The organism is Formosa sp. Hel1_31_208, assembly GCF_900104785.1.
GTDB lineage: Bacteria > Bacteroidota > Bacteroidia > Flavobacteriales > Flavobacteriaceae > Psychroserpens.
This window is the reverse complement of record NZ_LT629733.1, coordinates 1,033,329-1,049,345: the sequence shown is the minus strand read 5'-3', so window position 1 is coordinate 1,049,345 and position 16,017 is coordinate 1,033,329. Positions and strand designations below refer to the sequence as shown.

At 34.9% G+C, this 16,017-nt stretch carries 13 protein-coding genes; 7 read left to right on the top strand and 6 right to left on the bottom strand.

The annotated features are described in order from the left end of the window. Positions 1 to 24 precede the first annotated feature (24 nt). Together yihA and BLT57_RS04565 are read left to right on the top strand one after the other, a co-directional pair. Complete coding sequence (gene yihA, locus BLT57_RS04570) at positions 25 to 633, top strand: ribosome biogenesis GTP-binding protein YihA/YsxC (RefSeq protein WP_091422913.1); 609 nt, start codon at positions 25 to 27, stop codon at positions 631 to 633. An 11-nt stretch (positions 634 to 644) separates the two neighbouring features. Further along, on the top strand, positions 645 to 1,451 hold the full coding sequence (locus tag BLT57_RS04565; protein WP_157717118.1) for a sulfotransferase: 807 nt from the start codon (positions 645 to 647) through the stop codon (positions 1,449 to 1,451). Here BLT57_RS04565 and BLT57_RS04560 read toward each other — a convergent pair. After that, positions 1,448 to 2,542 (bottom strand): ABC transporter permease, encoded by a 1,095-nt coding sequence (locus BLT57_RS04560; protein WP_091422909.1) that lies wholly within the window; start codon positions 2,540 to 2,542, stop codon positions 1,448 to 1,450. The genes BLT57_RS04565 and BLT57_RS04560 overlap by 4 nt on opposite strands. A gap of 1 nt (position 2,543) precedes the next feature. Continuing rightward, the gene (locus tag BLT57_RS04555; RefSeq protein WP_091422906.1) at positions 2,544 to 4,727 is read right to left on the bottom strand and encodes a carboxy terminal-processing peptidase; all 2,184 of its coding nucleotides are present in this window, start codon (positions 4,725 to 4,727) and stop codon (positions 2,544 to 2,546) included. Between the two features lie 215 nt (positions 4,728 to 4,942). Between BLT57_RS04555 and surE the strand changes: the two genes are divergently transcribed. The 5 genes from surE to BLT57_RS04530 all read left to right on the top strand — a co-directional run bounded on the left by surE (position 4,943) and on the right by BLT57_RS04530 (position 9,781). Further along, positions 4,943 to 5,722, top strand: coding sequence for a 5'/3'-nucleotidase SurE (gene surE, locus BLT57_RS04550; RefSeq protein WP_091422904.1), 780 nt, complete (start codon positions 4,943 to 4,945; stop codon positions 5,720 to 5,722). After that, complete coding sequence (locus tag BLT57_RS04545) at positions 5,712 to 5,996, top strand: hypothetical protein (protein WP_091422903.1); 285 nt, start codon at positions 5,712 to 5,714, stop codon at positions 5,994 to 5,996. The genes surE and BLT57_RS04545 overlap by 11 nt, the downstream gene beginning before the upstream one ends. A 2-nt stretch (positions 5,997 to 5,998) precedes the next feature. Then, the gene (lpxB, locus tag BLT57_RS04540; RefSeq protein ID WP_091422900.1) at positions 5,999 to 7,108 is read left to right on the top strand and encodes a lipid-A-disaccharide synthase; all 1,110 of its coding nucleotides are present in this window, start codon (positions 5,999 to 6,001) and stop codon (positions 7,106 to 7,108) included. A gap of 75 nt (positions 7,109 to 7,183) precedes the next feature. Then, complete coding sequence (locus BLT57_RS04535) at positions 7,184 to 7,705, top strand: C40 family peptidase (RefSeq protein ID WP_091422899.1); 522 nt, start codon at positions 7,184 to 7,186, stop codon at positions 7,703 to 7,705. A gap of 39 nt (positions 7,706 to 7,744) precedes the next feature. Further along, positions 7,745 to 9,781: a ComEC/Rec2 family competence protein gene (locus BLT57_RS04530; RefSeq protein WP_091422895.1), complete on the top strand. Its 2,037-nt coding sequence runs from the start codon at positions 7,745 to 7,747 to the stop codon at positions 9,779 to 9,781. A 9-nt stretch (positions 9,782 to 9,790) separates the two neighbouring features. Here the strand turns inward: BLT57_RS04530 and BLT57_RS04525 are convergent, their stop codons facing one another. From BLT57_RS04525 to BLT57_RS04510, 4 genes are all read right to left on the bottom strand, one after another. Next, on the bottom strand, positions 9,791 to 10,342 hold the full coding sequence (locus tag BLT57_RS04525; protein ID WP_091422893.1) for a thioredoxin fold domain-containing protein: 552 nt from the start codon (positions 10,340 to 10,342) through the stop codon (positions 9,791 to 9,793). Positions 10,343 to 10,430: 88 nt separating this feature from the next. Beyond that, positions 10,431 to 12,215 (bottom strand): peptide MFS transporter, encoded by a 1,785-nt coding sequence (locus tag BLT57_RS04520; protein WP_091422891.1) that lies wholly within the window; start codon positions 12,213 to 12,215, stop codon positions 10,431 to 10,433. 69 nt (positions 12,216 to 12,284) lie between these two features. Further along, positions 12,285 to 13,682 carry a peptide MFS transporter gene (locus BLT57_RS04515; protein ID WP_091422888.1) on the bottom strand — a complete coding sequence of 466 codons (1,398 nt, stop codon included), beginning with the start codon at positions 13,680 to 13,682 and terminating at the stop codon, positions 12,285 to 12,287. A 28-nt stretch (positions 13,683 to 13,710) separates the two neighbouring features. Beyond that, positions 13,711 to 15,939, bottom strand: a complete 2,229-nt coding sequence (locus BLT57_RS04510) for a S9 family peptidase (protein WP_091422885.1) — start codon at positions 15,937 to 15,939, stop codon at positions 13,711 to 13,713. Between the last annotated feature and the right edge of the window lie 78 nt (positions 15,940 to 16,017).

The window sequence follows — 16,017 nt, the reverse complement described above, 5'->3', positions numbered from 1 at the left end:
TTAAAGTGTAACTTTGGAACTATTATGATTATAAAAACTGCTGAATTTATTATAAGTAATTCTGATGTGGATAAATGTCCGAGCCATCAGATTCCAGAGTACGCGTTTATTGGGCGCAGTAATGTTGGAAAATCCTCATTAATTAATATGCTTACCAATCATAAAAGTTTGGCTAAGACTTCGGGACGCCCTGGGAAAACACAACTTATCAATCATTTTATGATCAATAAAGAGTGGTTTTTAGTGGATTTACCTGGTTATGGCTATGCTAAAGTTTCCAAAACAGCAAAAAGAAAATTTCAGAAGTTTATCACCAACTATTTCGAAAAACGAAAACAACTCGTTATGGCATTTGTTTTAGTAGATGTGAGACATGAGCCGCAAAAAATAGATTTAGAATTTATGGAGTATTTGGGAGTAAGCCAAATCCCGTTCTCTATTATTTTCACCAAAGCCGACAAATTAAAACCTATGGCAATAGAGCGAAATGTCGCATCTTATTGCCAAGAACTACTAAAGACTTGGGAAGAAGTTCCCAATTACTTTGTGACCTCCTCTTCAAAAGCCATAGGAAGGGACGATGTGTTACAATTCATTGCTGACACCAATACAGAAATTGGAGCTATGCGCTAATTCATAGAAATTTGAAAGTCAATTTTTTAATTATCGGAGCCGCAAAATCAGCCACAACGAGCTTGAGCAATGCCTTATCAAAGCATCCGGATATCTGTTTTAGCACACTAAAAGAGCCACAATTTTTTAGTCGCGAAGACTGGCGTAATCGTATTTCCGACTATCATAATTTATTCGAAAAAGACGCCAAGCTTTATGGTGAAGGCTCCACAAATTACACGAAATACCCCTTATTTAATGCCAATATTCATGATGATATTTATGAATATAATCCTGACATGAAACTCATTTACATAATGAGGCATCCAATAGATCGTATCATTTCACAATATATTCATGTTTACAACAGAGGTTATGAGACCTCAACGGATATCAATAACACAATAGTATCCAATCCAAGTTATGTGAATATTTCGCGCTATGCGATGCAAATCAACCCATATATTGAGCGTTTTAATCGTGAGAATGTTTTATTACTTTTTTTTGAAGATTTTATTGATGATCCTCAAAACGTGTTGCATACTGTCTGTCGTTTTTTAGAACTCGATACCATAGAAATCAAAGCAAAAGACATTAACCAAAATAAGAGTTTTAACAGACGTGTATTACCATATCAATATGACAATCCGAAAACGACATGGTTAAAACTTAAAAAGATTGGATTAATTGTTAAGAACTACTTCAACACTAACTTCATAGATTACAAACCTCAAATTTCAGCAGCGACGAAAAACTACATTTTAGAACAGGTTAAAGCAGACATTAAAACTATAGAGACCCTTACAAACCGAGACCTCTCTCACTGGTTAACACCTTAAGATTTTACATCTAGCGCATCTCTAAGCGCATTGCCTATAAGCATGAATGCCATAACTAGTAGCATAATACATAGTCCTGGTATTAAGGCTAAATACGGTTTTCCCAAAATAATATAATTATAATGGTCTTTAATGATTGCTCCCCAACTTGCCATAGGTGGCTGAGCTCCTATTCCTAAAAAACTCAATCCGCTTTCGATAAGAATTGCCGCTGCAAAATTAGCTGCAGAAATAACAATGATTGGCGCCATTATATTTGGCAGAATATGCTTAGTGATAATTCTATAGTCATTATAACCCAAAGCTTTTGCCGCAGTCACATATTGCATTTCTTTAGCACTAATTATTTGACCTCGAACCACTCTAGCTACCTCAACCCACATGGTGAGACCAACAGCGATAAATACTTGCCAAAACCCTTTACCTAATGCTAATGTGATAGCAATCACCAAGAGTAAGGTTGGTATGGACCAAGTGACATTGATAATCCACATAATAAAAGCATCTATTTTACCACCATAATAACCTGCAACACTTCCCATAAAGATGCCTATCACCAACGAAATAAATACAGCAATAAACCCAATGGAAAAAGATATTCGTGAACCCACTAAAATACGACTCAATAAATCTCTACCGTATTTATCGGTGCCAAAAAGAAATGTTTTTTCCTTGATAAATGGCTTATAATTAGCATTCGGAAACACATTTAAATTCACCGACTTATTCTCGCCAACCAATCCATCAGTAGCAAACTCGGTATATACCAAATGCCTATTTTCTACAGTAAAATCTGAAATAGGAATCTCTAAATCTGTTGATTTTTTCCCAAACAGCCACTTGGAGAGCAGGTGTTGATCTGTTTTTATTTCTGAAGGGATATAAAGTATTTGCGCTTTAAATCCTGGTCGTTGCGAATGAATAGAAAGATGCATTTGATTTGCGTTTTGAGAGTCATCTGGAGCAATGACATAAGCAAATAATGATAAGAATCCAATAGCGACTATTAACCAAAAACTCAAAACGCCCCAAAAGTTCTTTTTGAACTTTCGGAGCGCTAATTTAGTTAACGAGTCATTAGTTTTACTCATTTTAATTTTTTACTGACGTGGCTACTTTTTTTATTTCATAGGTCATTTTAAGATCATTTAGCACGTTAAGTGCTTCCTCAATATAAACATCTTTACTTAAACTTGTATGCCAGCGTTGACGTTTCTCACCAAGCACTGTATCTTGTTGCATTAGCTTAAGCTCATAAGGAAGTGATTGAAATGTTAAGTTGGTTTTATAGTCTGAAAGCTGCTCAAATCGTTTAGATTCTTCTTCATTACTTTTTAGAGCATTTTTATAGGCTTCATAGTTTAAAGAATATACTTCTCTATCTCTTATTTTCTTTACCCATTGGGCATTAGCATCAATCAATTTAAGTTGTTCATTATTTGCCATGCGTTCTTTACTTTTTGAAATGGTAGTATCATAATCATAATAACTTCCCCAGAGTTCATAATCAACTGGATCAATTTTATCCCATGCTAATGGATTTTCCTGATCTTTCTCTCCAATATCAATATAACTATAGCGGTCTGGCACAACAACATCACTCTTAACGCCTTCAAGTTGTGTAGAACCTCCATTAATTCTGTAGAACTTTTGAGTGGTAAACTTTAAAGCTCCCATATCTCCATTACTATTTTGTCTCACCATTCGGTTTAAATCCAATACATTTTGAACTGTTCCTTTTCCATACGTTTGCTTACTCCCTATTACAATGGCTCTTTTATAGTCTTGCATTGCCGCAGCTAAAATTTCAGAGGCCGATGCCGATAATTCATTCACAAGTATCACTAATGGACCATCCCAAACGATGTCCTTATCTCTATCTAATAACACTTCTTTTGGTTCTCCAGCAGTTTTTACTTGAACGATAGGGCCATCTTTTATAAACAATCCACCCATATCTACAACGGTTTGAAGCGAACCACCACCATTATTTCTCAGATCTAAAACGATACCTTCAACACCCTCTGCTTTTAAGCGTTCTAATTCTAGCTTAATATCAGAGGCTGCATTTCGTTTACTGTAATCTTGAAAATCGACATAAAATTTAGGTAAGTTAATCACTCCAAACTTTTTATCATCTTTTATTACTGTCGATGATTTAGCATAGGTTTCTTCGAGTTCCACAATATCTCTAGTAATCGTAATATCTTCTATTGTACCATCTACTTTTTTCAAAGTTAAAGTGACATTAGTCCCTTTAGGTCCCTTGATAAACTTTATTGCATCGTCAAGTCGCATACCTACAACATTAGTCGGTTCTTCTTCATTTTCTTGACGCACTTTTACAATCTGATCTCCAACTTCCAATTCATTCTGTCTCCAAGCTGGTCCACCACTTATAATTTCGTTCACGATGATGGCATCCATCTTTTTCTGAAGCCTCGCACCAATCCCTTCAAAATTACCTGACATTGTTACATCAAAACGATCTTTATCTTCTGGTGCAAAATAATCTGTATGCGGATCAAACTCGGCAACAATAGCATTAATATAAACTGCAAACCAATCTTTACGTTGTCTATCATCAATAAAATCATAAAGTTCATCAAGTGATTTTTCCGTAGCTTCTCGTGCTTCGACTTCTAACTGAAGTAATGATTTAGTTTCTTTCTTACTGGCAGTATTTAGTTTCTCTAATTCAGCATCACTCATTCCTTTTGACAAAACATTATTTTTGCTAGCACTTTCTTGCTCACTTATTAAATCATCATAATTTGCTATGGTTGAAAACTTCAGCTGCTGTCTCCAGCGTTCTTTCATTTCCTTTTTAGAGGTTACATAGGTCAACTTCTCATAATCGGTTGATATTTCTTCAGATACTGAAAAATCAAAGGACTCTGCCAACACGTTTTTATACATGCTTTTAGACTCTTCAATGCGCTTCAACAAACGCTCATGTGTTAGATTAAAAAACGTCAAATCATAAGTTTTGATTTGATCATCTAACTGATCTTTATAAGCTTCAAACTCTTCAATATCCGATTTATAAAAATAGCGTTTGAAAGGGTCCAGTTGATCTATATAGCCTTCAAATACATTCCTCGAGAAGTCATCATTTAATTCTTGTGGATTAAAATGACCTTGCTCGAGCACATAGGTTATGAGCTGAATTAGTAGCTTATCTTTATTTGGATCTTCGAACTTTTTCGTTGTAAAACTGCAGGAGGCAAATGCTAAAAGCAAAGCTAAAAGCAGCAGTTTATAATTCCTCTTCATCATATCTGTTATATTATTTATTGTAAAACGCATTTATCAAGAAATTAATTCTTTTAGTCATGACTGTCAATGCTAAAAATGTATAATTTCTACTAAAGTAACTGAAAAAATCATGCCAATAAAACCAAGTGCTACTAATTTTTTGTTAAACCCTTATTTATAGGAATTTCAAGCCCGTTTGCGTATTTTTGTAAATCTATAAAACGAAAGAATTTATGTCTAAAAAGCCACTAATTTTAGTAACCAATGATGATGGAATTACCGCACCTGGAGTTAGGACCTTAATCGATGTTATGAAAACACTGGGTGATGTGGTCGTTGTGGCTCCAGATAGTCCTCAAAGTGGTATGGGTCATGCCATAACCATTAACTCAACACTGCACCTCGACAAAATAAGCACAGAAAATGATACCATCGAAGAATACAGTTGCTCTGGAACTCCAGCAGATTGCGTAAAATTAGGTATCAGACAAATTCTTGAAAGACGCCCAGATCTTTGCGTTTCCGGAATTAATCACGGTTCTAATTCATCTATCAATGTGATTTACTCAGGTACTATGAGCGCCGTAATTGAAGCAGGTATTGAAGGTATTCCTGCCATTGGATTTTCATTATGTGATTATAATTGGAATGCCAATTTTGACCACTGTAAATCCTACGTAAAAGCTATAGCTAAAAATGTATTAGAACAAGGTTTAGATCACGGTACCGTTTTAAATGTCAACTTTCCTAACTTAGAAAAAAAAGATATGAAAGGCATTAAAATTTGCAGGCAAGCTAAAGCCAACTGGGAGGAAGAGTTTGATAAGCGTCAAACCCCTTATGGTAAAGATTATTATTGGTTAACTGGTAAGTTTATCAACCTAGATAAGGGTGAAGATACCGATGAATGGGCTCTAGAAAATGGATATGTTTCGGTAGTTCCTGTTCAATTCGATCTCACAGCTCATCATAGTATACAACATTTAAATACTTGGAATTTCGATGAAAAATAAAGAGGTTATTCTCGGCTTAGTTGCAGGGCTTCTAGCGAGTTGTTTAGGGCTCATCATTACCTTGCTTATTTTTGGAAAAGGCAACTCATTGTTTGATTCCTTACAAGTAGCCATCAACAGCAGTGTATTAACAAAATTGGTGAGTATGGGAGCTATTTTAAATTTAGCTGTCTTTTTCCTATTCATACAGAGAAAAGAAGATTCCAAAGCAAAAGGGGTGCTTATTGCAACGGTAATTGTCGCTGCTATCACCATAATAGTTAGATTTGTGTAACTATGAAGTATTACATCATCGCTGGCGAAGCCTCAGGAGATTTGCATGGTTCCAATTTAATGAAAGCATTACAAGTTGTAGATAAACATGCTGAATTTAGATTTTGGGGAGGCGATCTTATGCAAGCTGTTGGTGGCACTTTAGTGAAGCACTACAAAGAACGGTCGTTTATGGGTTTTGCTGAAGTGATAATGAACCTTAGAAAGATCTTAGGACTTATTACATTTTGTAAAACTGATATCGACACATACAAACCCGATGTCATTGTATTTATTGATAATTCGGGATTCAACCTGCGTATTGCCAAATGGGCAAAAGCACAGCACTATCGTACACATTATTACATTTCACCTCAGGTTTGGGCCTCTAGAGCAAATAGAATAGAAAAGATCAAACGTGATATTGATGCGATGTATGTCATACTACCATTTGAAAAAGACTTTTACAACACCTATAATTATGACGTAAATTTTGTTGGCCACCCACTTATAGATGCTATTGCCGACAGAGTTCAAGTTGACGAACAAACGTTCAGGAATAACAATAGATTAAGTCATAAACCTATTATCGCCTTATTGCCAGGTAGTCGAAAACAAGAAATCACTAAAATGCTAGGGGTCATGTTAAGCCTAGTTAATGATTTTCCAGATTATCAATTTGTGATAGCAGGAGCTCCGAGTCAGGATTTTGACTTCTACAAGCCCTTTATTCAACAAGACAACGTTGCTTTTATTTCAAATAAAACATACGATTTACTGAGCGTTTCGACGGCAGCTTTGGTAACATCTGGCACAGCAACCTTAGAAGCAGCATTATTTAAAGTCCCACAAGTGGTTTGCTATAAAGCCAATGCGATTTCTTACCAAATTGCCAAACGTATTATCACACTGAAGTTTATTTCACTAGTCAATCTTATCATGGATCGTGAGGTGGTTACAGAATTGATTCAAGGTGATTTAAATACTAAACGCCTTAAAAAAGAATTGGTGAAAATTCTAGATGAAAATGAACGTAAAACACTCTTTATGGACTATTACGAGCTAGAGAAAAAGTTAGGCGGAAAAGGTGCTAGTCTGAAAGCCGCTAAACTCATTGTTGGTAGTTGTGAATAATCCTGTTGAAAACACAAATCGTATCTCTTAATTAAACTCTTATTATTATCTATTTTTAAGCAATATTTGCTACCCATGAAAAAAATCTTACTCCTACTCATTATAAGTGTCTGTATTTGTAACTGCAAATCTTCAAAACGTGCTGTCACAAAAAAGAGTAACACCACTAAAAGGAGTATTTCCAAAACAACTAATTCCGCAACTGTATCCGCTAAAGAAGTCAGTAATATTATTAGCTATGCTAAAACTTTTGAAGGAACGCGATATAAATATGGAGGCACTACTAAGAAGGGAATGGATTGTTCTGGGCTTGTAGTGACTGCATTTAAAAAAGAAGATGTTTTATTACCAAGAACCACTACCGATTTATCTAAACGTGGGGATTGGGTTGATGTTAAAGATGTACAAGAAGGCGATCTCTTATTTTTTGCGACAAAAAAAAATAGCCGGAAAATTAATCATGTAGGCATTGTGACTCTGCGCCGACCAGGCTTTATAGAATTCATACATTCTACAACCAGTCGTGGCGTTATTACTTCGAGACTTTCTGAACGCTATTGGTACACAGCTTATGTACAAGCACGACGTATAATATAGTTTATTTTCTATATATAGAATATTGACTATATTTATTGCGTGAAACCTCTCAATTTTATAGTCATTAAATTAGCCGTTTGTCTTGCCATCGGTATACTACTGGCTCATAATCAAAACATAAGCCTTGAAAAAGCTGCCTTTACCACTATGGTTACATTGGCACTCTTTTGTTTAACTTTCACTAGGGCAAAATATCGGCTTAATAAAACGATCTGGTTTGGAGGCTGTGTTTATTTTACGATGATTTCTATAGGTGCATTAACCTACACTTTTCATGATCAAAAGAACTTCTCGAATCATTATACACTATTTAACGCTGTCTCTAGTGCTGAACCTATAGCATTAACCTTCAAAATAAAAGAACGTCTTAAACCAAGTATCTATCACGACAAATATGTGATTGAATTACTCCAACTAAAAAAGCAAAAAACAACAGGTCTTCTCCTTTTAAATATTGAAAGAGACAGTCTTTTAGCGCCCTTAAAAATTGATGATGTATTTATAACCTACTCCAATTTGGAAGCTATCAAAACACCATTAAATCCTAATCAATTTGATTATAAAGCTTATCTCGAGCGACTTTATATTTACCAACAGTTATTTTTAAATCATAACTCAATATTAAAACTAAACTCAAAAAAACGAACGGTCTTTGGTTATGCCGAAGTATTGCGTCAAACGATTAACCAGAAATTAAACCACTATAATTTTCATTCTAAAGAATTAATGATCATTAACGCATTGCTGCTTGGTCAGCGTCAAGACATGGACAGAGACACTTATAAGACATATGCAGATGCAGGTGCCATTCATATTTTGGCGGTTTCGGGTTTGCATGTTGGTATCATTCTACTGTTACTTAATTATCTGCTCAAACCTATAGCGCATTTTAAAAGAGGCAAAGTCATTAAGGTTACACTTATACTCGTTTTGCTTTGGAGTTTCGCGATCATTGCGGGACTAAGCGCATCAGTAACAAGAGCTGTAACCATGTTTAGTATCCTTGCCATTGCCATGCATTTGAAACGCCCTACCAACATTTATAATACCTTAGCAATTTCGGTTTTTATTGTATTACTTTTTAAACCTATGTTTTTATTTGATGTTGGATTTCAATTGAGCTATGTTGCAGTCATAGCTATAGTTTCAATACAACCACTCTTATTCAAATTATGGCATCCAAAATGGAAAATTACAACTTATTTCTGGCAGGTTTTAACCGTAACTTTTGCAGCTCAACTAGGTGTCGTACCCTTAAGTTTATATTATTTCCATCAGTTTCCAGGTTTATTCTTTGTGAGCAATTTAGCCATCATTCCTTTTTTAGGTTTTATATTAGGATTTGGCATACTTGTTATCGTACTCGCCTTACTGGATAGTCTTCCCGAAGTATTAGCTCATGGCTACAGTAGCATTATACGTCTCATGAATTCTATTGTATCATGGGTATCGCAAAAGGAGCAGTTCATTTTTCAAGACATATCCTTTAATTCAGCTCAAGTTATTACATTCTACTTAAGTCTTATCACGATAGTGTCCTGGTATCAGAAACGAACTTTTAGACGAATGGTAGTCATGCTCATTTCTATTATACTATTACAAGTTGTATACATATATTCGGCGTACAAACATGCCAACAATACGTTTACCGTCTTCCACAAAAGCAGACACAGCGTTATTGGCATTAAGACAAATTCGCAATTACAAATTAATCATAACATGGCTAACTTAAATATACAAAACAGTGGATTAATTGAGGATTATAGCGTCGGAAATTTTATAAATTCCATTAAAAGCGATTCATTGAAATCAGTTTATCAATTTCAGAATAAAATCTTGCTAATCATTGATAGCTTAGGTGTTTATAATGTAAAAATGTTTCAACCCGAATATGTCTTGCTTAGAAACTCGCCTCGAATTCATTTAAATCGCATGATAGACTCCATACAACCACAATTGATTATTGCGGATGGCAGTAATTATAAGTCCTATATTAAAAGATGGGCAGTGACTTGTTCGAAAAGAAAAATCCCTTTTCACTATACAGGTGAAAAGGGAGCTTTTATAATTAATTAAATTTCAGAATTATTCTTGAAATTCATATTTAAATGAATTATAATAAGAATTAAACTCCTCCTGTGTGGTTATCTTTTTATAAGCATTGGTATGAAACAACTTTAGGTACACCTCTATTTGTTTTGGTTTCATGTAACCCCTAATAGGTTGAATGACATCTCCTTTTTCATCCATATAGACAATGGTTGGATACGCACGAATTTTCAAATAACTCGATAATTCATGTGAGCTATTTCTTCGATTCTTTAATTCCTCTTTATAATTAGGATTTGAAAACTTGTTTCCTTTGTAGTTTATTACAGTATTCCCTTCAGCATTAAACTTAACCGCATAATAATTCTCATTCACATAGTCTACAACGTCTTTATTATGAAAGGTGTTTTTATCTAACAGTTTACAAGGACCACACCAGTTGGTGTAAACATCCATCATAATCTTCTTTGGCTTTTTCTTTTGAGCTGCCAATGCCTCTTCAAGAGTCATCCAATTAATTTCCTGTAATTGAGCGATAGCAGAACTTGATAACATCAATGCTACTGCTAATAATATTAGTTTCTTCATAATTTGATTTGTTGCAAAAGTTGTTCCGAACTTACAAAAAATGCTCCTAAATAGGAGCATTTTGCGTTATTTTAACGGTTTTATTCGATTATCGAACACCATGCATTAATCTTTTAAGTAATGGATTCAATACTATGGAAAGAACCCCTACACCTATTGGAATCAATGTAAAGATTAAAAAGAAGGTTCCTAAAGAGTATTGCTCAGAGATTTTATCAATCATACCACCCATGGTTCCTGCTGCTTTTTGACCTACAGCAATGGCCAAATACCAAACTCCAAACATAAAACCAATCATTCGAGCCGGAACTAATTTACTTAAATAAGACAATCCTACTGGAGACAAACATAATTCTCCCATCGTATGTAATAAGTAAGCTAAAATTAGAAATATCATACTCACCGAAGCTGTTTTAGCGCCTGACGGTATATCTGAAGCACCGTAAGATAATATGGCAAAACCAAGTCCGAGTAATATTAACCCTAACCCATATTTCATAGCGGCACTTGGATTATACTTACTTTCCCACCATCTTGAGAAGAAAGGTGCTAGTGTAATAATGAAGAAGGAATTTAAAATTCCGAACCAAGTTGCATCGACTTCATTGCCTTCTTGAGAAAACTTATCCATTAATCTGAAAATAACCAAAAACCATAATCCGGCAAATGCGATTCCTAAAATAATATTGGACAATCCTATTCTAGAAAATGTCTTCTTCGCCAATAGAATTAAAACCCAAGTAATAATTATTAAAGGTACAGTGGTTAATAATGCATCTACAACTTTAAAGATGGTAGCAGAATCTCCCACCAAAATTCTATCTGTATAATCTCGAGCAAATAAAGTCATAGACCCTAATGATTGCTCAAAAAACGCAAAGAAAAACACGGTAAATAAACCAAAAATAGAAACCGCAATAATACGATCTCTCACAATAGGAATATACCTAGCAATTCTGGTTACCAATAATATTAAGAACAAGACTAATGCACCTAATACAACCACATCCGATCCCTTTAATCCAAATAACTCAAAAGGCGCTAAGCTCGTGCCTTCTATCTTTTCTAAAGGATCATTAAACAGATATAACAACCCACCTAACGAGGATAACACAATGAGTACTTTGTCAAATAGTGTGAACGGATTTAGTTTCTCATCAATCTCAGCTTCTTCTTGTTCCGCAGGGCTTTCTTCATTAATATTTTGTGGCAGTTCAACTTCATGTATTTTCGATGGTTTAGCCCCAATTTTTCCAAACAACTCTTTCGCTAACCAGAATTGAAGCATTCCTAAGAACATAAAAATTCCAGCTAATCCAAATCCCCAAGACCATCCATAATTTTCAGCCAAATAACCGCAAAGCATCATCCCAAAAAAGGCTCCTGCATTTACACCCATATAGAATATGGTATAAGCGCCATCCTTTTTAGATTCTTTACCCTTGTACATTTCTGAAATGATAGAGGTAATATTTGGTTTAAAGAAACCTGTTCCTATCACTAAAAGTGCTAGTCCTACATAAAATGTCATGGTCGTTTCTAAAGCCATGGATGCGTGCCCTAGCGTCATTATTAAACAACCTATAACCACGGCAACGCGATAGCCCGTAATCTTATCGGCTATCCAACCTCCAATTATTGGTGTTAAATACAATAATGAAGCGTAAGTCCCTATGAGTGCTAGAGCATGCTCTCTAGGCCAATCCCAACCTGGGTTTTCACTGGCAAAAGGTGCCGTTAAAAATAATACTAAAAGAATACGCATTCCGTAAAAGGAAAAACGCTCCCACATTTCAGTAAAAAATAGCACGAATAGTCCAGCCGGATGACCAATGACTTTGTCTTTAAATAGATTTTCAATATCTGTATTCATAGGAAAAATATTTAGTTAGAAAAGAAAAGCCCTTACAACAATGGAGTTGCAAGGGCTTTGTAATATGTTTTAGTTATTAATATCTGGATCTGCTAATTCGTATTTTTCTGCTTCCAACATTTCATGCTCGTTATCTTCAGCACCATGAGTTAAAGTTTCTAGTTTTTTTCTAAACACCATGACTAACAGCCCAAAAACAACACAGAATACAGCTATACCTGTAAAGATGGTAAATTCACCAAGTTTTTCAGAAGCTTCACCTAATAAGCCCGCAACTTTATTTCCAAATCCAGTCATTGCAAAATAGACTCCCATCATTAAGGAAGCATATTTCAATGGTGCTAATTTAGTTATATAAGATAATGCTACTGGTGAAATACATAATTCACCGACTGTATGGAATAAATAGGCCAATACTAACCAATACATTGCAGATGATCCATTACTCTCATATTGTCCAGCGGCTGCTGTCATAAAAAAGAATCCTGTACCCATTATAATAAGTCCTATTATCATTTTAAATAAGCCTGTAGATAATTTACCTTTTAATTTTCGACTTGCCCAATAACCAGCAACTGTAGTTCCTAAGAATATTATAAACATTGCATTTAGTGATTGAAACCAAGAGGCAGGGACCTCCCATCCCATCAGCATTCTATTCGTCTTTTCGGATGCATATATATTCATTAATCCACCAGCCTGCTCAAAGGCTCCCCAAAAAACAATAACCAGCAAAAATGAAATAAATAAAACTACAACTCTATCTTTTTCAATTTTAGTTAATGGCTTTTTCATGGCCTCTTTTTCAACTAAATTTTGAGATGTTCCTAAAAAATTACCAACAGTTTTAAGGTACTTTTGCCCAACAAGGTATTGTATTAAGCCTGCAGCCATTCCTATACCTGCCAATCCGAATCCATAATGCCAACCATGAACTTCTCCAACATATCCTACAATTAGACTAGAAAGAAATGCACCCACATTAATTCCAATATAGAAAATTGTAAATCCCTTATCTCTTCTAATATCACCTTGTTTGTAAAGCCCACCAACCATGGTAGAAATATTAGGCTTAAGCATTCCTACACCTGCAATAATAAGTCCCAAACCTGTATAAAAAGCCCACATTTGCTCAACTGCTAAAATACTATGGCCTCCTACTAACAAGATTCCTCCATAGAGAACTGATTTTTTCTGACCTAAAAATTTATCTGCTATCCAACCTCCAGGAATAGATGCCACATACACAAGCATTGTGTACCATCCATAAAGAGCGAGAGCTTCACCATTAGTCCAGCCGAGACCTGCATTATCATCTTGAGTTTGTGCTACAAGGTATAATACTAAAATTGCACGCATTCCGTAATACGAAAAACGCTCCCACATTTCTGTAAAAAATAAAACATAAAGACCTACAGGGTGTCCAAATAGTTCTTTCTGGTGCGGTTGTTTAATTACTGTTGACATAAATTTATGTGTTAGTTAGTTAGTTATTTTATCCTTTAATTTTAACTTGTTCTTTGTCGACTTCATTAGGTGTTTTTCGATCTTTGCCTAAAGTATTGTGAATAAAACGAGTCATTTTTCTATATAAATGCAATCGTGTATTTGATCCTACTTTTATACTATGCTTTTTATCGGTATAAATCATTTGATCAAAGGCTTTGTCTGCCTGAACCAATGCATCATTCAATCGCATAGAATTCTGAACATGTACATTGTCATCTCCGCTTCCATGAATTAACAAGAAATCACCTTTAAGTTTTTCAACATGATTAATTGGTGAATTCTCGTCATATCCTGTAGGATTTTCCTGAGGCGTCATCATGTAACGCTCTGTATAAATGGTATCATAAAACCTCCAACTAGTGACTGGCGCTACCGCTATAGCCATAGAAAAGGTATCATTCCCTTTAAACAATGCATTACTACTCATAAAACCACCATAACTCCAGCCCCATATACCAATATTATGTTCATCAATATACGGCAATTTTGCCAATTGCTGAGCAGCAGTAATTTGGTCTTCTATCTCATATTTCCCAAGTTCATTTTGTGTGATCTTCTTAAAATCTGAGCCTTTAAATCCAGTGCCTCTACCATCCACACAAACAACAATATAGCCTTGTTGTGCTAAATGCTGATGCCAGTGGTCTTTGTCTTTATTCCAACTATTAGCTACTTTCTGAGACCCTGGTCCTGAATATTGAAACATAAACAATGGATAGCGTTGACTCTCATCAAAATTAGCCGGCTTAATCGTCCACATATTCAAATCGTTCCCATTTACAGTGATGGTACTAAACTCTTTTTGTGAGGTTTTATATTGAGACAGTTTTTGCGATAACTTATCGTTATCTTTGATACTCTTTACTAAATTACCTGACTTTGAGTCGTTTAAAGTATATTCTGGCGGATTTGTAGCACTTGAAAAAGTATTTATAAAATAGGTGAAATCAGCACTAAAAGCCGCCGAATTAGTTCCAGTATTCTTTGTTAAGCGCTTTTTATTTTTACCATTAAGACCGATGGAATAAACGCTTCGGTTAATAGATCCATCTTCAGTAGATTGATAGAAAATACGTTTTGAATTGGTATCGTAGCCATAATAATTTGTTACTTCCCATGCTCCAGACGTCACCTGATTGATCAAATCGCCCTGTTTGTCATAATGGTAGATATGGTTCCATCCATCGCTCTCACTCGTCCAGATAAAGCTATTGTCTTTTAAAAACGTTAAATTGAAGGTCACATCTACATAGGCTTTATCGGTTTCAGCTAAAACTAACTTACCCTCTAAACTTTCCGCATTAATCATCCACAAGTCCAACTCATTTTGATGACGGTTCATATACTGGGCACTTAATACATCTGGGTTATTGGTCCATTGTATTCTTGGAATATATAAATCCTGATACGTTTTAGACAGCTTAACTTCATTCGCTTTGTCTCTTGTTAAGTCATACACATGCAATGACACGTGCGAATTCGTCTCTCCAGCTTTGGGGTATTTAAAGACTTGTTGCGTTTGATATAGCTCCTGACCATAAATATCCATTGAAAACTCAGGAACATTGGTCTCGTCAAAACGAATGAATGCTATTTTATTACTATCAGCATTCCATTCAAAAGCTCTCACAAAACTGAACTCTTCCTCATAAACCCAATCGGTTATACCATTGATAATTTTATTTTTTTCACCATCATTAGTGATTTGCTTAGTTTCACCCGTAACTAAGTCTTTAATAAACAGGTTGTTATTAAGACCATATGCAAGTTTTGTACCGTCGGGAGAAAATGCTGGTTCTTGAATTTTTTCTTCAGACACTAATACCGTTTTATTTGATGTACTATCGTAGATATAATATTTACCAAGTGTAGAACGTCTATAAATGGGTTCAACATTTGTAGCTAATAGTACTTTGGTTTCATCAGTACTAAATGTATACTTTGAAAACTCATCTACACCATTAATATTTGCTGAACTCACTAGCGTCTTAAGCTTGTTTAAAGTTTTGTAATCATAAATATCAATTTGAGATATCCCATCACCAGAATTTAAGACTGAATATTGCTGTCCGTTCTTCATGGAGTGTAATTCTTCTAACGTTTCTGTTTTGAACGTATCATTCCAAATCTCTTCAAGTGTAATTTCTTTATTTTGCCCTGACATTAAGGTGCTTACAAAAAAAAGAAGAAGCATGAAGAATTTGTGTCTATTCATAGGGATTTTTTTTTGGTAAAATAATGTCAAGTTTACTAAAAATAATGTAAAAAACACTAACTATTGAGAGTTAAATGC

Excerpts from the sequence above, each read along its gene's own strand:
- yihA (WP_091422913.1), top strand. The coding sequence starts at position 25 with ATGATTATAAAAACTGCTGAATTTATTATAAGTAATTCTGATGTGGAT.
- BLT57_RS04560 (WP_091422909.1), bottom strand. The coding sequence starts at position 2,542 with ATGAGTAAAACTAATGACTCGTTAACTAAATTAGCGCTCCGAAAGTTC.
- BLT57_RS04555 (WP_091422906.1), bottom strand. The coding sequence starts at position 4,727 with ATGAAGAGGAATTATAAACTGCTGCTTTTAGCTTTGCTTTTAGCATTT.
- surE (WP_091422904.1), top strand. The coding sequence starts at position 4,943 with ATGTCTAAAAAGCCACTAATTTTAGTAACCAATGATGATGGAATTACC.
- BLT57_RS04545 (WP_091422903.1), top strand. The coding sequence starts at position 5,712 with ATGAAAAATAAAGAGGTTATTCTCGGCTTAGTTGCAGGGCTTCTAGCG.
- lpxB (WP_091422900.1), top strand. The coding sequence starts at position 5,999 with ATGAAGTATTACATCATCGCTGGCGAAGCCTCAGGAGATTTGCATGGT.
- BLT57_RS04535 (WP_091422899.1), top strand. The coding sequence starts at position 7,184 with ATGAAAAAAATCTTACTCCTACTCATTATAAGTGTCTGTATTTGTAAC.
- BLT57_RS04525 (WP_091422893.1), bottom strand. The coding sequence starts at position 10,342 with ATGAAGAAACTAATATTATTAGCAGTAGCATTGATGTTATCAAGTTCT.
- BLT57_RS04520 (WP_091422891.1), bottom strand. The coding sequence starts at position 12,215 with ATGAATACAGATATTGAAAATCTATTTAAAGACAAAGTCATTGGTCAT.
- BLT57_RS04515 (WP_091422888.1), bottom strand. The coding sequence starts at position 13,682 with ATGTCAACAGTAATTAAACAACCGCACCAGAAAGAACTATTTGGACAC.
- BLT57_RS04510 (WP_091422885.1), bottom strand. The coding sequence starts at position 15,939 with ATGAATAGACACAAATTCTTCATGCTTCTTCTTTTTTTTGTAAGCACC.